This is a genomic window from Variovorax sp. PDC80 (assembly GCF_900115375.1).
In the GTDB taxonomy this organism is placed as follows: domain Bacteria; phylum Pseudomonadota; class Gammaproteobacteria; order Burkholderiales; family Burkholderiaceae_C; genus Variovorax.
In genome coordinates, this window is the sequence record NZ_FOWG01000013.1 from 145,804 (window position 1) to 166,660 (window position 20,857).

Annotated in this window: 19 protein-coding genes; 1 reads left to right on the top strand and 18 read right to left on the bottom strand. The window is 68.1% G+C overall.

The features are described 5' to 3' along the window. Window positions 1-46 precede the first annotated feature (46 nt). From hisB to BM109_RS31780, 10 genes are all read right to left on the bottom strand, one after another. The gene (gene hisB, locus BM109_RS31735) at window positions 47-682 is read right to left on the bottom strand and encodes an imidazoleglycerol-phosphate dehydratase HisB (RefSeq protein ID WP_093351955.1); all 636 of its coding nucleotides are present in this window, start codon (window positions 680-682) and stop codon (window positions 47-49) included. Next, the gene (hisC, locus tag BM109_RS31740) at window positions 679-1,770 is read right to left on the bottom strand and encodes a histidinol-phosphate transaminase (protein WP_093351958.1); all 1,092 of its coding nucleotides are present in this window, start codon (window positions 1,768-1,770) and stop codon (window positions 679-681) included. Before hisC ends, hisB begins: the two co-directional genes overlap by 4 nt. 35 nt (window positions 1,771-1,805) lie before the next feature. Beyond that, a complete protein-coding gene (locus BM109_RS31745) occupies window positions 1,806-2,162 on the bottom strand; it encodes a hypothetical protein (protein WP_093351961.1) in 357 nt (118 codons plus the stop codon). Between the two features lie 8 nt (window positions 2,163-2,170). Further along, window positions 2,171-3,019: a hypothetical protein gene (locus tag BM109_RS31750; protein WP_256222901.1), complete on the bottom strand. Its 849-nt coding sequence runs from the start codon at window positions 3,017-3,019 to the stop codon at window positions 2,171-2,173. 68 nt (window positions 3,020-3,087) lie between these two features. Beyond that, complete coding sequence (gene hisD / locus BM109_RS31755; RefSeq protein WP_093351963.1) at window positions 3,088-4,458, bottom strand: histidinol dehydrogenase; 1,371 nt, start codon at window positions 4,456-4,458, stop codon at window positions 3,088-3,090. 23 nt (window positions 4,459-4,481) lie between these two features. Next, window positions 4,482-5,123 carry an ATP phosphoribosyltransferase gene (gene hisG / locus BM109_RS31760; RefSeq protein WP_057596768.1) on the bottom strand — a complete coding sequence of 214 codons (642 nt, stop codon included), beginning with the start codon at window positions 5,121-5,123 and terminating at the stop codon, window positions 4,482-4,484. Further along, a complete protein-coding gene (gene murA, locus BM109_RS31765; protein WP_093351966.1) occupies window positions 5,120-6,403 on the bottom strand; it encodes a UDP-N-acetylglucosamine 1-carboxyvinyltransferase in 1,284 nt (427 codons plus the stop codon). The genes hisG and murA overlap by 4 nt, the downstream gene beginning before the upstream one ends. Before the next feature lie 46 nt (window positions 6,404-6,449). Further along, window positions 6,450-6,692 carry a BolA family protein gene (locus tag BM109_RS31770; RefSeq protein ID WP_093351969.1) on the bottom strand — a complete coding sequence of 81 codons (243 nt, stop codon included), beginning with the start codon at window positions 6,690-6,692 and terminating at the stop codon, window positions 6,450-6,452. Between the two features lie 20 nt (window positions 6,693-6,712). Further along, window positions 6,713-7,477, bottom strand: a complete 765-nt coding sequence (locus BM109_RS31775) for an ABC transporter permease (RefSeq protein WP_057596771.1) — start codon at window positions 7,475-7,477, stop codon at window positions 6,713-6,715. Beyond that, complete coding sequence (locus BM109_RS31780; RefSeq protein ID WP_093351971.1) at window positions 7,474-8,421, bottom strand: ABC transporter ATP-binding protein; 948 nt, start codon at window positions 8,419-8,421, stop codon at window positions 7,474-7,476. The genes BM109_RS31775 and BM109_RS31780 overlap by 4 nt, the downstream gene beginning before the upstream one ends. Before the next feature lie 159 nt (window positions 8,422-8,580). Between BM109_RS31780 and BM109_RS31785 the strand changes: the two genes are divergently transcribed. After that, window positions 8,581-10,155, top strand: coding sequence for a serine hydrolase domain-containing protein (locus tag BM109_RS31785; RefSeq protein WP_093351974.1), 1,575 nt, complete (start codon window positions 8,581-8,583; stop codon window positions 10,153-10,155). Between the two features lie 37 nt (window positions 10,156-10,192). Here BM109_RS31785 and BM109_RS31790 read toward each other — a convergent pair whose 3' ends face one another. The 8 genes from BM109_RS31790 to BM109_RS31825 form a co-directional block, all read right to left on the bottom strand. Further along, window positions 10,193-10,468: an STAS domain-containing protein gene (locus tag BM109_RS31790; protein ID WP_057596774.1), complete on the bottom strand. Its 276-nt coding sequence runs from the start codon at window positions 10,466-10,468 to the stop codon at window positions 10,193-10,195. Window positions 10,469-10,502: 34 nt separating this feature from the next. Next, window positions 10,503-11,165 carry an MlaC/ttg2D family ABC transporter substrate-binding protein gene (locus BM109_RS31795; RefSeq protein ID WP_093351976.1) on the bottom strand — a complete coding sequence of 221 codons (663 nt, stop codon included), beginning with the start codon at window positions 11,163-11,165 and terminating at the stop codon, window positions 10,503-10,505. A 195-nt stretch (window positions 11,166-11,360) separates the two neighbouring features. Next, the gene (locus BM109_RS31800) at window positions 11,361-12,110 is read right to left on the bottom strand and encodes an MlaA family lipoprotein (RefSeq protein WP_093351979.1); all 750 of its coding nucleotides are present in this window, start codon (window positions 12,108-12,110) and stop codon (window positions 11,361-11,363) included. 26 nt (window positions 12,111-12,136) lie between these two features. After that, window positions 12,137-12,625: an outer membrane lipid asymmetry maintenance protein MlaD gene (gene mlaD / locus BM109_RS31805; protein ID WP_093351981.1), complete on the bottom strand. Its 489-nt coding sequence runs from the start codon at window positions 12,623-12,625 to the stop codon at window positions 12,137-12,139. A 40-nt stretch (window positions 12,626-12,665) separates the two neighbouring features. Then, window positions 12,666-13,448 (bottom strand): lipid asymmetry maintenance ABC transporter permease subunit MlaE, encoded by a 783-nt coding sequence (mlaE, locus tag BM109_RS31810; RefSeq protein ID WP_093351984.1) that lies wholly within the window; start codon window positions 13,446-13,448, stop codon window positions 12,666-12,668. Beyond that, complete coding sequence (locus tag BM109_RS31815) at window positions 13,445-14,272, bottom strand: ABC transporter ATP-binding protein (protein ID WP_093351986.1); 828 nt, start codon at window positions 14,270-14,272, stop codon at window positions 13,445-13,447. The genes mlaE and BM109_RS31815 overlap by 4 nt, the downstream gene beginning before the upstream one ends. A gap of 172 nt (window positions 14,273-14,444) precedes the next feature. After that, window positions 14,445-15,923 carry a glutamate synthase subunit beta gene (locus tag BM109_RS31820; RefSeq protein ID WP_093351988.1) on the bottom strand — a complete coding sequence of 493 codons (1,479 nt, stop codon included), beginning with the start codon at window positions 15,921-15,923 and terminating at the stop codon, window positions 14,445-14,447. A gap of 39 nt (window positions 15,924-15,962) precedes the next feature. Beyond that, window positions 15,963-20,717 carry a glutamate synthase-related protein gene (locus BM109_RS31825; RefSeq protein WP_093351990.1) on the bottom strand — a complete coding sequence of 1,585 codons (4,755 nt, stop codon included), beginning with the start codon at window positions 20,715-20,717 and terminating at the stop codon, window positions 15,963-15,965. Window positions 20,718-20,857: the final 140 nt, after the last annotated feature.

Below are 20,857 nucleotides of genomic sequence, written 5' to 3' on the forward strand. Positions count from 1 at the left end.
CAATGACAGGCGGAGCGTGCGATGGCACGCTGTTCCGCTTGCAGGATCAGAGCGAGCCCTTGGTCGAGGGGATAACGCCGGCCGAACGCGGATCGAGCTCGAGCGCGGCGCGCAGGGCGCGGGCGAAGGCCTTGAACACGGTCTCGCACTGGTGGTGCGCGTTGACGCCCTTGAGGTTGTCGATGTGCAGCGTGACGAAGGCGTGGTTCACGAAGCCCTGGAAGAACTCGTAGGTGAGCTGGCTGTCGAAGGCGCCGATCATCCCGCTGGTGAAGGGCACGTGCATCTCGAGGCCGGGCCGGCCCGAGAAGTCGATGACCACGCGGCTGAGCGCCTCGTCGAGCGGCACATAGGCATGGCCGTAGCGGCGGATACCTTTCTTGTCGCCCACGGCCTTGGCCACGGCCTGGCCCAGCGTGATGCCCACGTCTTCCACCGTGTGATGGCCGTCGATGTGCAGGTCGCCCTGGCAGTCGATCTCGAGGTCGATCAGCCCGTGGCGAGCGATCTGGTCGAGCATGTGGTCGAAGAAGCCGATGCCGGTGGCCAGCTTGGCGCGGCCGGTGCCGTCGAGGTTGACGCTGACGGTGATCTTCGTCTCGGCGGTGTTGCGCGCGACCGTGGCGGTGCGCGCGGCGATGGCGTCGGGGGTGACCGCGGGGGCGGCTTGGGGGGTGGTCATAGTGAGGCTTCGAGCGCCGCGAGCATCCTTGCATTCTCGTCGGCCGTTCCGACGGTCAGGCGCAGGCAGTTCGCGAGCAGTTCGTGCATTTTAGAAACGTTCTTCACCAGCACCCCGCGCGCCTTCATGCCGTCGAAGGTGCGGGAAGCATCGGGCACGCGCAGCAGGATCATGTTGGCGTCGCTGGGCCAGACCTTGACGCCCGGCAGCCGGCCGAGCCCCATCATCAGCCGCTCGCGCTCCTCGCGGATCTGCCGGGCCTGGGCCTCGAACACCTCGGCATGCTCGAGCGCGAACAGCGCGCACTCGCAGTTCAGCACGCTGACGTTGTAGGGCGGGCGCACCTTGTCGATCTCGGCGATCAGCGCGGCCGGGCCCATCAGGTAGCCCAGCCGGATGCCGGCCAGGCCGAACTTGCTGAGGGTGCGCATCAGCAGCACGTGGCGATGCTTCGCGAGCCGGTCGATGTAGCTGCGCGCGGCGAAGGGCTGGTAGGCCTCGTCGATCACCACCAGGCCACCCTGCACGCCCTGGGCCTCGACGATCTTCTCGAGCACTGCGTCGTCCCAGAGGTTGGCGGTCGGGTTGTTCGGATAGGCCAGATAGACGATGGCCGGCTTCTCGCGCGCGATCGCGGCCAGCATGGCGGCCTCGTCGAGCTCGAAGTCGGCCGTGAGCGGCACGCCCACGAAGCGCAGGCCCTGGAGCTGGGCGCTCATGGCGTACATGACGAAGCCCGGCAGCGGTGCCAGCACGCTGGCGCCCGGCAGGTCGCAGGCGATCGCGAGCAGCGAGATCAGTTCGTCCGAGCCGTTGCCCAGCACCAGCGAGAAGCCCTCGGGCAGGCGCGCCTGCGCGGCCAGCGCGCGCTGCAGGTCGGCGCCGCGCTCGCCCGGGTAGCGGTTGAGCGCCAGCGCGCCGAGCCGCGCGCCCAGCTCGGCCTGCAGCGCGGGCGGCAGGCCGAAAGGGTTCTCCATCGCGTCGAGCTTGACCAGGCCGCGCGCGTCCTGCACGGCATAGGCCTGCATGGCGCGCACGTCGGCGCGGATGCGCTGGAGCGCGGGGACGGGGGCGGTGGTGTCGGACATCGGGGGCTCGGAGGGAAAACGGTCGATGGAAAAAATCAGGAAGCGCAGCGGAAGCTGTTCTGCAGCGCGGTCGACAGCACCAGTTGCACCGGCATGTCGGCCTCGTAGAGCTCGGCGTTGCGCTTGAGCTCGGCCTCGAACAGCGAGCGCGCCATCGAAGGCTCGAGCCGGCGGCCCTCGACGCAGAACAGCGGCTTCTGGCCCGTGCGGCGCGCGGCGTCGCCGGCCTCGCGCAGGCCTTCGAGCACGCCCACGAGGTAGTAGCTGGCGTAGGCCTTGCCCTCCTTCTTCTCCTTCACCTCGAGGGTGTGGAACTCGCGGATGCTCATGGCCTGCGCGCCCAGGCTGGCCGCGGCCAGCGCGAGCAGCAGACAGAGACGCATGCGCTGCATGGCGGACCTCACTTCGCGTAGCGCGGCGGCGGCGCGTAGCCGGTCGCGCCGTCGGCCGGGAAGGCATTGGGCTGCGCGGCATCGGGGCCGCGGCGCGGACGGCGCGGGGCGTCGGGCTGCGCGATCTCGAACAGCGCGGCGCCGAGGATGCCGATGTTGCGCGCGTCGCCGGCCTCGGTGTTGGCGGCATAGGCGCGGCCCGGCGTGGCGAAGCGGAAGGCCGCGACCTCGGACTGGCTCTTGCGGAAGCCCTCGATGTCGAGCACCTGCAGCGGACGCAGCACGTAGCCGCCGTTGCGCAGGCTGCCGGGCTTGCCGTTGAGCACGTCGAGGCCGTCGACCGTGGCGATCACCTCGTAGCTGCGGTCGCTGAGGTTGCGAAAGCGCAGCGTGTAGCGCGCGCCCTCTGCACCGGCGAGGCGGAAGTTCTCGTCGCCGCCCGTGCCGCGGCGCGCGCGCTGCAGCGGGATCGCGCGGCCCGATTCGTCGATCACCGACCATTCGACGTCGCCCTGCGCGAGCTGCAGGTTGAGCCGGCGCTCGGGATTGGCACCGACGCCGCGGCGCACGCTGGCGGCGTCGTTGTAGCCGATGGAAGCGACCTCGTCGGGCTGGTCGGGCGTGTAGCGCTGGACCTGCACGCTACGCGTGTTCGACTCGCGGCCCTCGCCCCACTGGGTACCGAGCCGCGGCGCCGGTGCGGCGGGCGCGGCAACGGCGGCGGCCGTGCTCGGCACCGCCTCGGCCTGGCCCTGGGTGCGCGGCATCGGGGTGCAGGCCACGAGCAGCGCGGTACCGGCCAGCAGGCCGAGGGCGAACTTGAACAGGCGCGAACGACGCAGACGTTGATTCATCATCAGGCTTGCTCCTCCCGAGCGGGTTGTGGACGGAAATGCCATCGGAACCGGGCCCGCGGCCGCGGCCCTCAAACCTTGCGCAGCCGCATGCGCGCGGCCTCGGCGTGGCCCTGCAGGCCCTCGCCCTCGGCCAGCGTGACGGCGATCGGCCCGAGCACCTGGGCCCCGGCCTCGCTGACCTCGATCAGGCTCGAGCGCTTCTGGAAGTCGTACACGCCCAGCGGGCTCGAGAAGCGCGCGGTGCCGCTGGTGGGCAGCACGTGGTTCGGGCCGGCGCAGTAGTCGCCGAGGCTCTCGCTGGTGAAGGCGCCGAGGAAGATCGCGCCCGCGTGGCGCAGCAGCGGCTCCCAGCGCTGCGGCTCGCTGCTGCTGACTTCCAGGTGCTCGGGCGCGATGCGGTTGCTGATCTCGCAGGCCTCTTCCATGCTCTTCGTGTGGATCAGCGCGCCGCGGCCGTTGAGCGAGGCCGCGATGATCGCCGCGCGCGGCATGGTCGGCAGCAGGCGGTCGATCTCGGCCTGCACGCGGTCGATGTAGGCGGCGTCGGGGCACAGCAGGATGCTCTGCGCGAGCTCGTCGTGCTCGGCCTGGCTGAACAGGTCCATCGCCACCCAGTCGGGCGGCGTGCTGCCGTCGGCCAGCACCAGGATCTCGCTCGGGCCCGCGATCATGTCGATGCCCACGGTGCCGAACACGCGGCGCTTGGCGGCGGCCACGTAGGCATTGCCGGGACCGGTGATCTTGTCGACCGCGGGAATGGTCGCGGTGCCATAGGCCAGCGCGGCCACGGCCTGCGCACCGCCGATGGTGAAGGCACGCGTGACGCCGGCCACGTAGGCGGCGGCCAGCACCAGCACGTTGCGCTCGCCCTTGGCGGACGATTCGCCGCCGGCGCCGCCGGTGGCCACGCTGCCCTTCACGGGCGTCGGCACGACCATGATGATCTCGCCCACGCCGGCCACGTGGGCCGGAATGGCGTTCATCAGCAGGCTCGACGGATAGGCCGCCTTGCCGCCCGGCACGTAGATGCCCACGCGATCGAGCGGCGTGACCTTCTGGCCCAGCAGCGTGCCGTCGGCGTCGCGGTAGCTCCAGCTCTCGCCCGAGGCCTTCTTCTGCGCCTCGTGGTAGCTGCGCACGCGGTCGGCCGCGGCCTGCAGCGCCTCGCGCTGCACGGCGGGCAGCGAGTCGAAGGCTTGCTTGAAGTCGGCCTGCGTCAGTTCGAGTTCGGACACCGAAGCGGCACCCAGGCCGTCGAAGCGGCGCGTGTACTCGAGCACCGCCGCGTCGCCGCGCGTCTGCACGTCGGCCAGGATGTCGGCCACCGTCTTCTCGATCGCGGCATCGGCATCCGCGGACCAATGCAGCCGCGCCTTGAATTCAGTATCGAAGCTGGCTGAAGTCGTGGACAGTCGGGCGGGGGCTGCTTGCAGGGTCATTTGGCGAAGTGCGGTTCGAGGGATCAGGCGGAGGGAATGGCCGACGCGAAGGCGTCGATGATGCGGCGGATGGGTTCGCGCTTGAGCTTGAGCGCGGCCTGGTTGACGACCAGGCGCGCGCTGATGTCCATGATGCGCTCGACCTCGACCAGCTGGTTGGCCTTGAGCGTGTTGCCGGTCGAGACCAGGTCGACGATGGCATCGGCCAGGCCGGTCAGCGGCGCGAGCTCCATGCTGCCGTAGAGCTTGATCAGGTCGACGTGCACGCCCTTGCTGGCGAAGAAGTCGCGCGCCAGGCCCACGTACTTGGTCGCGACCTTGAGGCGCGAACCCTGGCGCACGGCCGAGGCGTAGTCGTAGTCGGCGCGCACGGCCACGCTGAGGCGGCAGGCGGCGATGCGCAGATCGAGCGGCTGGTACAGGCCCTGGTTGCCGTGCTCGAGCAGCACGTCGAGGCCGGTCACGCCGAGGTCGGCGCCGCCGTACTGCACGTAGGTCGGCACGTCGGAGGCACGCACCAGCACCACGCGCACGTCGGGGCGGGTGGTGCCGAGGATCAGCTTGCGCGACTTCTCGGGGTCTTCCGTGACCTCGATGCCGGCGGCCGCCAGCAGCGGCATGGTCTCTTCGAAGATGCGGCCTTTGGAAAGCGCCAGGGTGATCATGCGGTGGCTCCGGTCACGCGTTCGATGTCGGCCCCGAGGCCGCGCAGCTTGGCTTCCATGCGGTCGTAGCCGCGGTCCAGGTGGTAGATGCGGTCGACCAGGGTCTCGCCTTCGGCCACCAGGCCGGCGATGACCAGGCTGGCCGAGGCGCGCAGGTCAGTCGCCATCACGGTGGCGCCCGACAGTTGCTGCACGCCCTCGACCATCGCCACCTTGCCCTCGACGTGGATGCGCGCGCCCAGGCGCACCATCTCGTTCACGTGCATGAAGCGGTTCTCGAAGATGGTCTCTGTGACCATCGAGGCGCCGTGCGCGATCACGTTGAGCGCCATGAACTGCGCCTGCATGTCGGTCGGGAAGCCCGGGTACTCGGTGGTGCTGAAGCTCTGGGCCTTGAGCTGTTCGGCGCCCTTCGAGGCGATGCGGATGCCGTCCTGCTCGCAGCCAACCTCGCAGCCGGCGTCGCGCAGCTTGTCGATCACCGCGTCGAGGTGGTCGCCACGCGCATGGCGCAGCAAGGCCTCGCCGCCCGCGGCCGCCACGGCGCACAGGAAGGTGCCGGCCTCGATGCGGTCGGCCACCACGGCGTGCTCGCAGCCGTGCAGCGTCTCGACGCCCTGGATGCGGATGTGGCTGGTGCCATGGCCCTCGATCTTCGCGCCCATGCGGATCAGCATCTCGGCCAGATCGACGATCTCGGGCTCCTGCGCGGCGTTCTCGAGCAGCGTCTCGCCCTCGGCCAGCGCGGCGGCCATCAGGAAGTTCTCGGTGCCGGTGACCGTGACCATGTCGGTCAGGATGCGCGCGCCCTTCAGGCGCGTGCGGCCCGCGGGCAGGCGCGCGACCATGTAGCCGTGCTCGACCACGATCTCGGCGCCCATGGCCTGCAGGCCCTTGATGTGCTGGTCGACCGGCCGCGAACCGATGGCGCAGCCGCCCGGCAGCGACACCTTGGCGTGGCCGAAGCGCGCCAGCAGCGGGCCCAGCGCCAGCACCGAGGCGCGCATCGTCTTCACGAGTTCGTACGGGGCCTCGGGGCGGGTCAGGTCGCCGGCGTTCAGGCGCACGGTGCCGTTGTCGTCGCGCTCGGCCGACACGCCCATGTTGCGCACCAGCTTGAGCATGGTCGACACGTCCTGCAGGCGCGGCACGTTGTGCAGCACCACGGGCTGGTCGGTCAGCAGGGCCGCGCACAGCTCGGGCAGCGCGGCGTTCTTGGCGCCGGAAATGAGTACTTCGCCGCGGAGCTGGCGCCCGCCGCGAATCAGGAGTTTGTCCATCGAAGGTCCAGCGAGTGGCTCGCAAAGGGCCCGCAGGCCCGGAGAGTTATTTTTCAGCCACCGCCCATTCGGACGGCGTATAGGTCTTCATCGAGAGCGCATGCACCTCATCGGTATGCATTTTCGCACCGAGGGTGGCGTAGACCCGCTGATGGCGCTGGATCGAGCGCTTGCCCTCGAATTCGGCCGAGACGATGGTGGCGTACCAATGTCGGCCGTCCCCCTCGAGCGCGATGTGCTCGCACGGCAGGTGGGACTGGATGATGGCCTTGAGTTGGTCTGCGGTCATGGGGTATGGAAAGGGGCCGTTCAGCCCCGGATTTTGTAGCCGATCTTCAGCAGGTGGACCGCGATCGCGCTGACCACGAGCCAGGCGCTGCCGACGATCCCGAAGCTCAGCCACGGCGAGGCGTCGCTGACGCCGAAGAAGCCGTAGCGGAAGCCGTCGATCATGTAGAAGAAGGGGTTCAGGTGGCTCACCGACTGCCAGAACGGCGGCAGCGAGCCGATCGAATAGAACACGCCCGACAGGAAGGTCATGGGCATGATCAGGAAATTCTGGAACACGGCCATCTGGTCGAACTTCTCGGCCCAGAGCCCGGCGATCAGGCCCAGCGTGCCGAGCATGGCCGAGCCGAGCAGCGCGAACACCAGGATCCACACGGGCGCCGCGAAGTCGGGCACCGCGAAGAAGATCGTGACCAGGAATACGCCCAGCCCCACCGCCAGCCCGCGGATCACCGACGAGCCCACGTAGGCCAGGAACCAGCCCCAGTGCGACAGCGGCGTGAGCAGCACGAACACGAGGTTGCCCATGATCTTGCTCTGGATGATCGAGGACGAGCTGTTGGCGAAGGCGTTCTGCAGCACGCTCATCATCACCAGTCCGGGGATCAGGAAGGCGGTGTAGCCGACGGTGCCGTAGACCTTCACGTGGTCCTCGAGCACGTGGCCGAACACCATCAGGTACAGCAGCGCGGTGAGCACCGGCGCGCCGACGGTCTGGAAGCCGACCTTCCAGAAGCGCAGCGTTTCCTTGTAGAGCAGCGCACGCCAACCCGTGACAGCCATCATCGCGCGACCTCCAGCGGCGTCTGCTCGCCCGCCATCAGGTCGATGAACACGTCTTCCAGGTCGGCCTTGCGCATTTCCACGTCTTCCACCGCCACGCCGGCCTGCCGGATGGCGGCCAGCAGTTGTTCGACCTCATGCGCGTTCTGCGCCGGCAGCTGCACGATGCGGCCCGTGATGCGCGCATGCTGGGCGATCTCCCAGGGCAGCATCGCATCGGTCTTGAAGCGCAGCACGTTGCTCGCGGCCGACTTCAGCAGCTCGCTGGTGCGGTCGAGCGCGATCACGCGGCCGAGCTTGAGCATCGCGATGCGGTTGCACAGCGCCTCGGCTTCCTCGAGGTAATGGGTGGTCAGGAGCACCGTGCTGCCCTGCTTGTTGAGCCGCGCGACGAACTGCCACAGCGTCTGGCGCAGTTCGACGTCGACGCCAGCGGTGGGCTCGTCGAGCACGATCACCGGCGGCTTGTGCACCAGCGCCTGCGCCACCAGCACCCGGCGCTTCATGCCGCCCGAGAGCTGGCGCATGTTGGCGGTGGCCTTGTCGGCCAGGCCCAGGCTCTGCAGCAGCTCGTCGATCCAGGCCTCGTTGTTCCTGATGCCGAAATAGCCCGACTGGATGCGCAGCGACTCGCGCACGTTGAAGAAGGGGTCGAACACCAGCTCCTGCGGCACGATGCCGAGCTGGCGGCGCGCCTCGGCGTAATCGCGCTGCACGTCGAAGCCGTGCACGCGGATCGACCCCGAAGTGGGCCGCGACAGGCCCGCGAGCATGCTGATCAGCGTGGTCTTGCCGGCGCCGTTGGGGCCGAGCAGGCCGAAGAACTCGCCGGGTTCGATGTCGAAGCTGACCTCGTCGACCGCTCGCAGCCCGGCCTTGCCCTGGGCCCGCTGCTGTCGTGAGGGAGGATAGGTCTTGGAGACCGATTGGAATGAGATCGCGGGCATGGGAGGCCGGGATTTTAAGGGCGCGGGTCCTCCAGCGCAGTTCGTGCGGGAATGCAAGCCCGGCGGACCCTTAAGGACCGCGGGCCCGGTTCGGATCAGAATCGCGCCCGACGCCGGGCGGGGCACCGCCACCGCCGGCCGTCGCAAGGAGCCCTCGTGATGCGATCGTTGCACCGCCCTCCCCGGCCCTGGCTGGCCGCCGGGGCCCTCATTCTTGCGAGCCTGCTGTCCGCCTGTGGCGGCGGTGGCGGTGGAGGGGGCGGAGGCTTCCCCGGCGTCGGCGGCGCGCCGCCGCCCAGCACGGCCGAGCTGCCGGCCCGCGAGGCGCTGATCGCCCGCGCGCGGGCGCTCGAGCTCAACACGCCCTACGTGCCGCCGCCCGGCAACGTGCTCGAACACAACACCTCGGGCTATGCCAAGGCGATGTGCTCGGCGGTCTTCATCACCGGGCTCGACCCGGACGTCGCCGCCGAGACCATCGGCTACTTCGTCGGGCCGTATTCGGAACGCAGGAAGGTGGGCAAGCCGGTCGTCGACCGCACGAAGCGCGAAGTACGCATCGCCATCCCCGGCGGCCCGACGCTGACCGCGCGCCAGTTCGGCTCGCAGGGCTGCGTGACGCTGCCACCCGGACGCGACGACGTGTTCTTCACGCCGCTCGAGGTCAAGAGCACGCTGCCCGATGCGGCCACCCAGCCCTGGCCGATGGGCGACCTGCTGCCGAGCACCCCGCCGCCGGCCAGCGTGAACATGGCCAAGGTGGCGCAGGCCGTGGACGCCGCCTTCGCCATCCCCGAGGCCTACACCTCGGCCTTCGTGGTCACGCACAAGGGGCGGATCATCGGCGAGCGCTACATGCAGGGCATCGGCCCGACGACACCGCTGGAATCGTGGTCGATGGGCAAGAGCGTGGTGGCCACGATGATGGGCGTGCTGATCAAGCAGGGCGTCTACACGCTCGACCAGCCGGCGCCGATTCCCGAATGGCAGGGCGAAGGCGATGGCCGCCAGAAGATTCGCATCTCGGACCTGCTGCACATGTCGAGCGGGCTGCGCATCAAGGCGCCCGACGATCCGGACTTCGATCCCAACGGCACCTACCCCGACCACCTCTACTTCTACACGGGGCGGATCAACGCCTTCAACTACGCCGCCACGCGGCCGCAGCAATGGCAGCCCAACCTCGTGGGCCGCTACCGCAACACCGACCCGGTGCTGGCCAGCTACCTGGTGCGCCTCGCGGTCGAGAAGCGCGGCGAGGAGTACCTCTCGTTCCCGCAGCGCGCGCTGTTCGACAAGATCGGCATCCGCTCGATGGTGCTGGAGACCGACCCCTACGGCAATTTCCTGGCGCAGGGCTACGACTTCATGTCGGGCCGCGACTGGGCGCGGCTGGCCAATCTGTACCTGCAGGACGGGGTCTGGAACGGCGAGCGCCTGCTGCCCGAGGGCTACGTGAACTTCGTGCGCACCGTGGCGCCGGGCTGGGCGGCCGACAAGCGGCCGATCTACGGCGGCTTCTTCTGGCTCAACGGCGCGATCAGCGGAGCCACCGTGTTCCCGGTGCCGACCTCGGCCTACTACATGCTGGGGGCCGACGGGCAGGTGGTGCTGATCGTGCCCTCGCACGACCTGGTGATCGTGCGCATCGGGCACTCGAAGGGCGCACCGGTCTACAGCCGGTCGCTCAACGATGCGCTGAAGCTGCTGATGGAGGCCGTTCCGGCCTCCTGAGCGCGTAAAGACGAGGGGAAGTAGGGATCAGAAGGGATCAGGGCGCGGCCGGCAGCAGGCCGGCGATCCCGTAGAGCGCCGCCAGCTCGCGCAGCCGCGGCGACAGGCCCTTCACCGCGAAGCCGCGCCCCAGGGCGCTGGCCTCGCGGCGGCATTCGAGCAGCACCGCCAGCGCCGACGAGTCGAACTGCACCAGCGCGCTGGCATCGACCACGGTGGCGGAGGCATCGGCCTGGCCGGCGAGGCCCTTCTGCAGCATGCGCATGCAGGCGGGCGCCTCGTCGTGCGTGAGCTTCGTCGGCAGGACCAGCATGGCCTCGGCTCCTGTTTTGGCGTGCCGGCCGGGCTCAGCCCTTGCCGCTGCCCTTGTTGCGGGCGGCCAGCGCGGTGATCAGGCCGTCGATGCCGCGGGCGTTGATCTCCTGCGAGAACTGGGTGCGGTAGGTATCGACCAGCCACACGCCGAGCACGTTGAGGTTGTAGACCTTCCAGCCGCCGCCCTGGCCGGGCGTCTTCTCGAGGCGGTAGTCGAGCTGGACCGGGTCGCCGCGGCCGCGGACCTCGGTGCGCACCAGCACTTCCTTGTCGTCGGGCGAACCGCGGTAGGGACGCACGGTGACGGTCTGGTCGCTCACCTGGTCGAGCGCGCCGGCGTAGGTGCGCACCAGCAGGGTCTTGAACTCTTCCTGCAGGCGCTTCTGCTGCTCGGGCGTGGCCTGGCGCCAGGCCGGGCCGACGGCCGAGGCGGTCATGCGCTGGAAGTTGACGTTCGGCATGATCTTGCTGTCGACCAGCAGCATGATCTTGTTGACGTCGCCGGCCTTGATCGAGGTGTCGGCCTTGATGGTCTCGAGCACGTCGGTCGACAGCCGCTTGACCAGCGCGTCGGGCGCTTCGTCCGCGGCCTGCGCGGGACGCATGAAGGCGACGCCGGCGCCGATCAGCAGCGCGCCGGCCAGCACCAGGCGGCCGAGGCTGCGTCGTTGAATCAAGGTCTGGGTTTTTGTCATGATCGTGAGTCCCTCTGGTTGAATCTGCCGCGCGGCTCTTCGAAAAAGAGAGCAGCCGCGCCAAGTCTGGAACGGTTTCGACAGGGTACCGGCTCGCGGGGTTCCTGAACGTCGGATGAAGCCTGCAACCGGATGCAAGCAAATGCCGCAGCCGGTTGCCTGGGTCGCCATGCGCCAGGCACGGCGGGCCGGCGCTTACTTGCCGTCGTTGCCCTTGCTGTCCTTGCCGTCGATGTCCTCGCGCTCGTCGGGCGGGTTGCCGTCGTAGATGTCGCTGCGGCGGTGCTGCAGGTAGGCGTCGCGCGTGAAGGTGTACTTGTCGAGCGCCGCATCGTCGAGCAGGCGGCCGGCGCGCAGGTACTTGGCGCGGGTGTCGACCAGGTTCAGCACGTTGAGCGAATTGCGCCACGCCACGTCGTTCATGTGCGAGATCGGATCGCCCCAGCGGTCCACCGGCAGCGCCGCGGCATCGCGCACGGTCGAGGGGCCGAGCAGCGGCAGCACGAGGTACGGGCCCGAGCCCACGCCCCAGTAGCCCAGCGTCTGGCCGAAGTCCTCGTCGTGGCGGTCGATGCCCGCTTCGGTGGCGATGTCGAGCAGGCCGCCCAGACCGAAGATGGTGTTGACGTTCAGCCGCATGAAGGTCTGCGCGCTGTTCTGCAGCTTGGCCTGCGCCACGTTGTTGGCGAGGTTCCAGACGTCGCCCACGTTGTTGAAGAAGTTGGCGACGCCGGTGCGCACCAGCGAGGGCAGCACGCGGGTGTAGGTGGTGGCCACCGGCACGAGCACGTTCTCGTCGACGACGTCGTTGAAGCGGGTCACGCCACGGTTGAAGGGCTCGAGCGGATCGAGCGGATTGGCCTGCGGGCCGGTGGCGCACGCAGCGAGCACCGACAGGACGGCGGAAACGCCCATCCAGCGGGCATAGGTAGCTATGTTCTTCATAGCATTCGACATGGGGTGACGGTTTTTCATTTCTTGTTGCTGTTGGCCGGCGTGGAGCTTCCCTCGGCGGCCTTGCTGTAGAGGAACTGGCTGATCAGGTTCTCGAGCACCACGGCCGATTGGGTCGCTGTGATCGTGTCGCCGGCCTGCAGGTTCTTCTCTTCGACGCCTGCCTCGATCCCGATGTACTGCTCGCCGAGCAGGCCACTGGTGAGGATCTTCAGCGAGCTGTCCTTGGGAAAACTGTAACGGTTTTGCAATGCCAGCGTCACGTCGGCCTGAAATGTCTTGTCGTTGAACGAGATGGACTGCACGCGGCCGATCACCACGCCGGCACTCTTGACGGCCGTCTGCGGCTTGAGGCCGCCGATGTTGTCGAAGCGCGCGGTGACGGTGTAGGTCTTCTGGAAGTTCAGGCTCAGCAGGTTGGCCGACTGCAGCGCGAGGAACAGCAGCCCGGCCGCACCGAGCAGCACGAACAGGCCGACCCAGATGTCGTTGTTGGAACGTTGCATGGTTGCACTCTCTATCTAGAACGATCGGGGGCGAGCCCCTTCAGATACTGAACATCATGGCGGTGAGCAGGAAATCCAGCCCCAGCACCGACAGCGAAGCCGCCACCACCGTGCGCGTGGTGGCGCGCGACACGCCCTCGGGCGTGGGCTGCGCCTCGTAGCCCTGCAGCAGCGCGATGAAGGTCACGGTGAAGCCGAACACGATGCTCTTGATGACGCCGTTGCCGACGTCGCGCCAAACATCGACGCCCGCCTGCATCTGGCCCCAGAACGCACCGGGGTCGACGCCGAGCATCAGCACGCCCACGACGTAGCCGCCGAGGATGCCGACCGCGCTGAACACGGCCGCCAGCAGCGGCATGGTGATCACGCCGGCCCAGAAGCGCGGCGCGAGGATGCGCTGCACCGGGTCGACCGCCATCATCTCCATGGCGCTGAGCTGCTCGCCGGCCTTCATGAGGCCGATCTCGGCCGTGAGCGAGGTGCCGGCACGGCCCGCGAACAGCAGCGCCGCCACCACCGGCCCGAGCTCGCGCACCAGGCTCAGCGTGACCAGCAGGCCGAGCGCTTCCGAGGAGCCATAGCGCTGCAGCGCGTAGTACATCTGCAGGCCGAGCACGAAGCCCACGAACAGACCCGACACCGCGATGATCGCGAGCGAGTAGTTGCCCAGGAAATGGATCTGGTCGCGCACCAGTGCGAAGCGGCGCAGGCTGCGCGAGCCCTGGAAGGCGAGCCGCATGAACAGCTTGGCGCCATAGCCGAGGTCAGCCAGCTTGCTGCGCACGGCGAAGCCGACGTCGCGCGGGTTCCACCAGCTCATGAATGGCCTCCATGCGCGGGGCCGAAGTCGTCCTCGATGCTGACGCCCGGATAGTGGAAGCGCACCGGCCCGTCGGGCAGCGCATGCACGAACTGGTGCACCAGCGGGTCGCTGCTGTTGCGCACCTCGTCGGGCGTACCCTGCGCGGCGATGCCGCCGTTGGCGAGCACGATCACCTGGTCGGCGATGCGGAAGGTCTCTTCCACGTCGTGCGACACGATGATGCTGGTGAGTCCCAGCGTGTCGTTGAGCTGGCGGATCAGCCGCGCCGCGGTGCCGAGCGAGATCGGGTCGAGGCCGGCGAAGGGTTCGTCGTACATCACGAAGTCGGGGTCGAGCGCGATCGCGCGCGCCAGCGCCACGCGCCGCGCCATGCCGCCCGAGACTTCGCTGGGCAGCAGGTCGCGCGCACCGCGCAGGCCGACGGCGTCGAGCTTCATCAGCACGATGTCGCGCACCAGCGCTTCGGGCAGTTCGGTGTGTTCGCGCAACGGAAAGGCCACGTTGTCGAGCACGCTCATGTCGGTGAACAACGCGCCGAACTGGAACAGCATGCCCATGCGGCGCCGCGCGGCATAGAGCGCGGCGGAGTCCATGCGGCCGACGTCCTGGCCGTCGAACAGCACCTCGCCGCGCTGGGCGCGCTGCTGGCCACCGATGAGGCGCAGCACGGTGGTCTTGCCGCCGCCCGACGCGCCCATGAGCGCCGTGACCTTGCCGCGCGGCAGCGAGAACGAGACGCCATCGAGGATCGCGCGCGCGCCATAGCCGAAGCGAACGTCGCGAAACTCTACGAAGGGCTGTGGCTGTGCGGCTGGGTCCATCTCAATAAAAAAGCCGGGCGCCCTGAAGAGGCATCCCGGCATGCGGTTTCCGCGGATGATAAAGGAGCCACGAGAAGCCCCGCCGAATTGAAACAAATTTCCGCCGGGCCGGCCTGCTCCGTTTGGAGGAGACGCCCGCCCTCCCGAGGGAGGGCGGGCGCGGCACCTGGACTTATCGCGGCAGGTCGCTGAAACCCATCAGGAACTCGTCGACCGAGCGCGCGGCCTGGCGGCCCTCGCGGATCGCCCACACCACCAGCGACTGGCCGCGGCGGATGTCGCCGGCGGCAAAGACCTTCGGCACGTTGGTGGCATAGCCGCCGATGAAGTCGACGCTGGCCTTCGCATTCCCGCGCGCATCCTTCTCGACGCCGAAGGCATCGAGCACGGTCGCCACGGGGCTCACGAAGCCCATCGCGAGCAGCACGAGGTCGGCCTTGAGCACCTGCTCGCTGCCGGCCACTTCCTGCATCTTGCCGTCCTTCCATTCGACGCGAACGGTCTTCAGGCCGGTGATCTTGCCCTTCTCGCCGATGAATTCCTTGGTCGAGATCGCGAACTCGCGCTCGCAGCCCTCGTCGTGGCTGGAGCTGGTGCGCAGCTTGATCGGCCAGTAGGGCCAGGTCAGCGGGCGGTTCTCTTCCTCGGGCGGCTGCGGCATCAGCTCGAACTGCGTGACGCTCACGGCGCCATGGCGGTTGCTGGTGCCCACGCAGTCGGAGCCGGTGTCGCCGCCGCCGATCACGATCACGTGCTTGCCGTCGGCGCGCAGCTGGCCCTTGACCTTGTCGCCCGCGTTGACGCGGTTCTGCTGCGGCAGGAACTCCATCGCGAAATGGATGCCGTCGAGGTCGCGGCCGGGCACCGGCAGGTCGCGCGACTGCTCGGCGCCGCCGGTCAGCAGCACGGCGTCGAAGTCCTTCTGCAGCTGTTCGGGCGTGACGGTTTCCTTGGCCAGGTTCGTGACCTTGGAGCCCTTGCCCAGCGGATCCTTGGCGGCGCCGACGACCACGCCCGTGCGGAACACCACGCCCTCGGCCTTCATCTGCTCGACGCGGCGGTCGATGTGCGACTTCTCCATCTTGAAGTCGGGGATGCCATAGCGCAGCAAGCCGCCGATGCGGTCGTTCTTCTCGAACAGCGTCACGTCGTGACCGGCGCGCGCGAGCTGCTGCGCGGCGGCCATGCCTGCCGGGCCCGCGCCCACCACCGCGACCTTCTTGCCGGTCCTGTGCTTGGCCACGCGCGGCGCGACCCAGCCCTCGTCCCAGGCGCGATCGATGATCGCGTGCTCCAGCGACTTGATGCCGACCGCGTCGTCGTTCACATTGAGCACGCAGGCCGCCTCGCAGGGCGCGGGGCAGATGCGGCCGGTGAACTCCGGGAAGTTGTTGGTCGAGTCGAGCACCGCGAAGGCGTTCTGCCAATCGTTGCGGTACACCAGGTCGTTGAAGTCCGGAATGATGTTGTTGACCGGGCAGCCGCTGTTGCAGAACGGCGTGCCGCAGTCCATGCAGCGCGCGCCCTGCACCTTCGCCTGGTCGGTGTCCAGGCCGACGACGAATTCCTTGTAGTGCTTGAGCCGTTCCTCGACCGGGCGGTAGCCCTCCTCGATGCGCTCATGCTCCAGAAAACCGGTGATCTTTCCCATCGTGCTGTTCCTTCGTTGTGTCTTCGTTCACCGGCGCCTTCAGGCGGCGGCCGGCGCCGTCTTGGGCGCGGCGGCGATCGCGTGCGGCTCGAGGCCGACGTGCGCGTTGTTGCCGGTGCTGGCGAGCTCGACCTTGCGGTCGTGCAGCTCGCCGAGGGCGCGCTTGTACTCGTTGGGGAAGACCTTGACGAACTTGGTGCGCGACACGGCCCAGGTGTCGAGCAGCTCGCGCGCGCGCTTGCTGCCGGTCCAGCGGTGGTGTTCCTCGAGCAGCTTCTTCAGCTGGGCCTCGTCGGTCTCGCCGCCGTGCCAGATCTTGCGATGCACGCTGGCGGTCTGCTCGGCCGAGGTCAGCACCTTCTCGAGCGAGACCATCGACATGTTGCAGCGCGAGGCGAACTGGCCGTCCTCGTCGTAGACGAAGGCCACGCCGCCGCTCATGCCGGCCGCGAAGTTGCGTCCGGTCTTGCCGAGCACGGCCACGGTGCCGCCGGTCATGTATTCGCAGCCATGGTCGCCCGTGCCTTCGATGACCGCCGTGGCGCCCGACAGGCGCACCGCGAAGCGCTCGCCGGCCACGCCGCACAGGTAGGCCTCGCCGGTGGTCGCGCCGTACAGCGCGGTGTTGCCGACGATGGTGTTGCGCACGGCCTCGCCGCGGAAGTCGAGGCTGGGGCGCACCACCACGCGGCCGCCCGACAGGCCCTTGCCGGTGTAGTCGTTGGCGTCGCCGATCAGGTACAGCGTGATGCCGCGGGCCAGGAAGGCGCCGAACGACTGGCCGCCCGTGCCCTCGAGCTGGATGCGGATCGAGTCGTCGGGCAGGCCCTGCGGATGCACCTTGGTCAGCGCGCCCGAGAGCATCGCGCCCACCGAGCGATTGACGTTGCGCGCCACCTCGATGAACTGCACCTTCTCGCCCTTGTCGATCGCGGGACGCGACTTCTCGATCAGCCGGACGTCGAGCGCCTTGTCGAGGCCGTGGTCCTGGTTCTCGACATGGAAGCGCGAGACATCGGCCGGCACGTTCGGCAGCGCGAACAGGCGGCTGAAGTCGAGGCCCGAGGCCTTCCAGTGCTCGATGCCCTTGCGCATGTCGAGCAGGTCGGCGCGGCCGATCATGTCGTCGAACTTGCGGATGCCGAGCTGGGCCATGATCTGGCGCACTTCTTCCGCGACGAAGAAGAAGTAGTTGACGACGTGCTCGGGCTTGCCCGAGAACTTCTTGCGCAGCACCGGGTCCTGCGTGGCCACGCCCACCGGGCAGGTGTTGAGGTGGCACTTGCGCATCATGATGCAGCCCTCGACCACCAGCGGCGCGGTGGCGAAGCCGAACTCGTCGGCACCCAGCAGCGCGCCGATCGCGACGTCGCGGCCGGTCTTCATCTGGCCGTCGGCCTGCACGCGGATGCGGCTGCGCAGGCGGTTGAGCACCAGCGTCTGCTGCGTCTCGGCCAGGCCGATTTCCCACGGGCTGCCCGCATGCTTGATCGACGACCAGGGCGAGGCGCCCGTGCCGCCGTCATGGCCGGCGATCACGACGTGGTCGCTCTTGCACTTGGCCACGCCCGCGGCGATGGTGCCGACGCCGATCTCGCTGACCAGCTTCACGCTGATGCTGGCGTGCGGCGCTGTGTTCTTCAGGTCGTGGATCAGTTGGGCCAGGTCCTCGATCGAGTAGATGTCGTGGTGCGGCGGCGGCGAGATCAGGCCCACGCCCGGCACCGCGTAGCGCTGCTTGCCGATGTACTCGGTGACCTTGCCGCCCGGCAACTGGCCGCCCTCGCCCGGCTTCGCGCCCTGGGCCATCTTGATCTGGATCTGGTCGGCCGAGTGCAGGTACTCGGCCGTGACGCCGAAGCGGCCCGAGGCCACCTGCTTGATGCGCGAGCGCAGCGAGTCGCCGTCCTTCAACGGCAGGTCGACCTCGACGTTCTCGGCGCCGATCACGCTGCGCAGCGTGTCGCCCTGCTTGATCGGGATGCCCTTGAGCTCGTTGCGGTAGCGCGCGGGGTCTTCACCGCCTTCGCCGGTGTTGCTCTTGCCGCCGATGCGGTTCATGGCCACGGCCAGCACCGAGTGCGCCTCGGTGCTGATCGAGCCCAGCGACATCGCGCCGGTGGCGAAGCGCTTGACGATGTCGGCCGCCGACTCGACCTCGTCGACCGGAATTGCCTTCGCCGGATCGATCTTGAACTCGAACAGGCCGCGCAGCGTGAGGTGGCGACGGTTCTGGTCGTTGATGAGCTGGGCGTATTCCTTGTAGGTGTTCCAGTTGTTGGCGCGCGTGCTGTGCTGCAGCTTGGCGATCGCGTCGGGCGTCCACATGTGCTCTTCGCCGCGCGTGCGCCAGGCGTATTCGCCGCCGGCGTCGAGCATGCTGGCGAGCACCGGGTCGTCGCCGAAAGCGGCCTTGTGCATGCGGATGGCTTCCTCGGCGATCTCAAACACGCCGATGCCTTCCACGCGGCTGGCGGTGCCGGTGAAGTACTTGCTGACGGTCTCGCTGTTCAGGCCGATGGCCTCGAACAGCTGGGCGCCGCAGTAGCTCATGTAGGTGCTGACACCCATCTTCGACATGATCTTCGACAGACCCTTGCCGATCGCCTTCACGTAGTTGTAGATCGCCTTCTCGGCGCTCAGCGCGCCCGGCAGGTCGGCATGCATGCCGGCCAGGGTATCCATCGCGAGGTAGGGATGGACCGCCTCGGCGCCGTAGCCCGCGAGCACGGCGAAGTGGTGCACCTCGCGCGCCGAACCGGTCTCGACCACCAGGCCGGCCGTGGTGCGCAGGCCCTCGCGCACCAGGTACTGGTGCACGGCCGACAGCGCCAGCACGGCGGGGATGGCGACCTGCGTCGGGCCGACACCGCGGTCGCTGACGATCAGGATGTTGTGGCCGCCCTTGATGGCATCGACGGCTTCGGCGCACAGCGAGGCCAGCTTGGCCTCGACGCCTTCGTCGCCCCAGGCGAGCGGGTAGGTGATGTCGAGCACGTAGCTCTTGAACTTGCCCTGCGTGTACTTGCCGATGTCGCGCAGCTTCGCCATGTCGGCGAAGTCGAGGATCGGCTGGCTCACCTCGAGCCGCATCGGCGGGTTGACCTGGTTGATGTCGAGCAGGTTGGGCTTGGGTCCGATGAAGGACACCAGCGACATCACGATGGCTTCGCGGATCGGGTCGATCGGCGGGTTCGTGACCTGAGCGAACAGCTGCTTGAAGTAGTTGTACAGCGGCTTGTTCTTGCTCGAGAGCACGGCCAGCGGGCTGTCGTTGCCCATCGAACCGATGCCCTCTTCGCCGGCCTGCGCCATCGGGCTCATCAGGAACTTGATGTCTTCCTGGGTGTAGCCGAAGGCCTGCTGGCGGTCGAGCAGCGCGACCTGCGAGATCGGCGCGGTCACCGGCTCGGCCTGCACGCTGTCGAGCTTGATGCGCAGGTTCTCGATCCACTGCTTGTAGGGCTTGCTGTTGGCGAGGGTGGCCTTGACCTCCTCGTCGTCGATCATGCGGCCCTGCTCGAGGTCGATCAGGAACATCTTGCCGGGCTGCAGGCGCCACTTGCGCACGATCTTCTGCTCGGGCACGGGCAGCACGCCCGACTCGGAGGCCATGATGACCAGGTCGTCGTCGGTCACGCAGTAGCGCGAGGGACGCAGGCCGTTGCGGTCGAGCGTGGCGCCGATCTGGCGGCCGTCGGTGAACACGATCGAGGCCGGGCCGTCCCAGGGCTCGAGCATGGCGGCGTGGTATTCATAGAACGCGCGGCGGCGCGGGTCCATGGTGCTGTGCTGTTCCCAGGGCTCGGGAATCATCATCATCACGGCCTGGCTGATCGGGTAGCCGGCCATCGTCAGCAGCTCGAGGCAGTTGTCGAAGGTGGCGGTGTCGGACTGGCCCGCGAAGCTGATCGGATACAGCTTCTGCAGGTCGGCGCCGAGCACGGGCGACGACATCACGCCCTCGCGCGCCTTCATCCAGTTGTAGTTGCCCTTGACAGTGTTGATTTCGCCGTTGTGCGCGACGTAGCGGTACGGGTGGGCCAGCGGCCACTCGGGGAAGGTGTTGGTCGAGAAGCGCTGGTGCACCAGGCCCAGGGCCGAGACGCAGCGCTTGTCCTGCAGGTCGAGGTAGTAGGTGCCGACCTGGTCGGCGAGCAGCAGGCCCTTGTAGACCACGGTGCGGCTCGACATGCTCGGAACGTAGTATTCCTTGCTGTGCTTGAGCTTCAAGCGCTGGATGTTGGCGCTCGCGGTCTTGCGGATCACGTAGAGCTTGCGTTCGAGCGCGTCCTGCACGATCACGTCGTTGCCGCGGCCGATGAAGACCTGGCGCAGCAGCGGTTCCTTTTCGCGCACGGTGGGCGACATCGGCATGTCGCGGTTGACCGGCACGTCGCGCCAGCCCAGCAGCACCTGGCCCTCGGCCTTGATCGCGCGTTCCATTTCCTGCTCGCAGGCTTGGCGCGAGGCGTGCTCCTTCGGCAGGAAGATCATGCCGACGCCGTACTCGCCCGGCGGGGGCAGCGTGACGCCCTGCTTGGCCATCTCGTCGCGGTACAGGTGGTCGGGCAGCTGGATCAGGATGCCGGCGCCGTCGCCCATCAGCTTGTCGGCGCCCACGGCCCCGCGATGGTCGAGGTTCTCGAGAATCTTCAAGCCCTGCAGCACGATGGCGTGGCTCTTCTCGCCCTTGATGTGGGCCACGAAGCCGACGCCGCAGGCGTCGTGCTCGTCGGCACCGGAATACAGACCGTGTTGTTGGAGATGTTGAATCTCGGCAGCCGTCGTCATGGCGCACTCCTTCAGTTTTCGCAGGGATTGGGAGCATATTGCGATGCACAAAGAATGCCAAACACTTTAATGGGGGTCAGATTCCAATTAAATCTTGAGTTTTCTTGTCAGAATTTAATTGGGGACACATCAAATTAGAT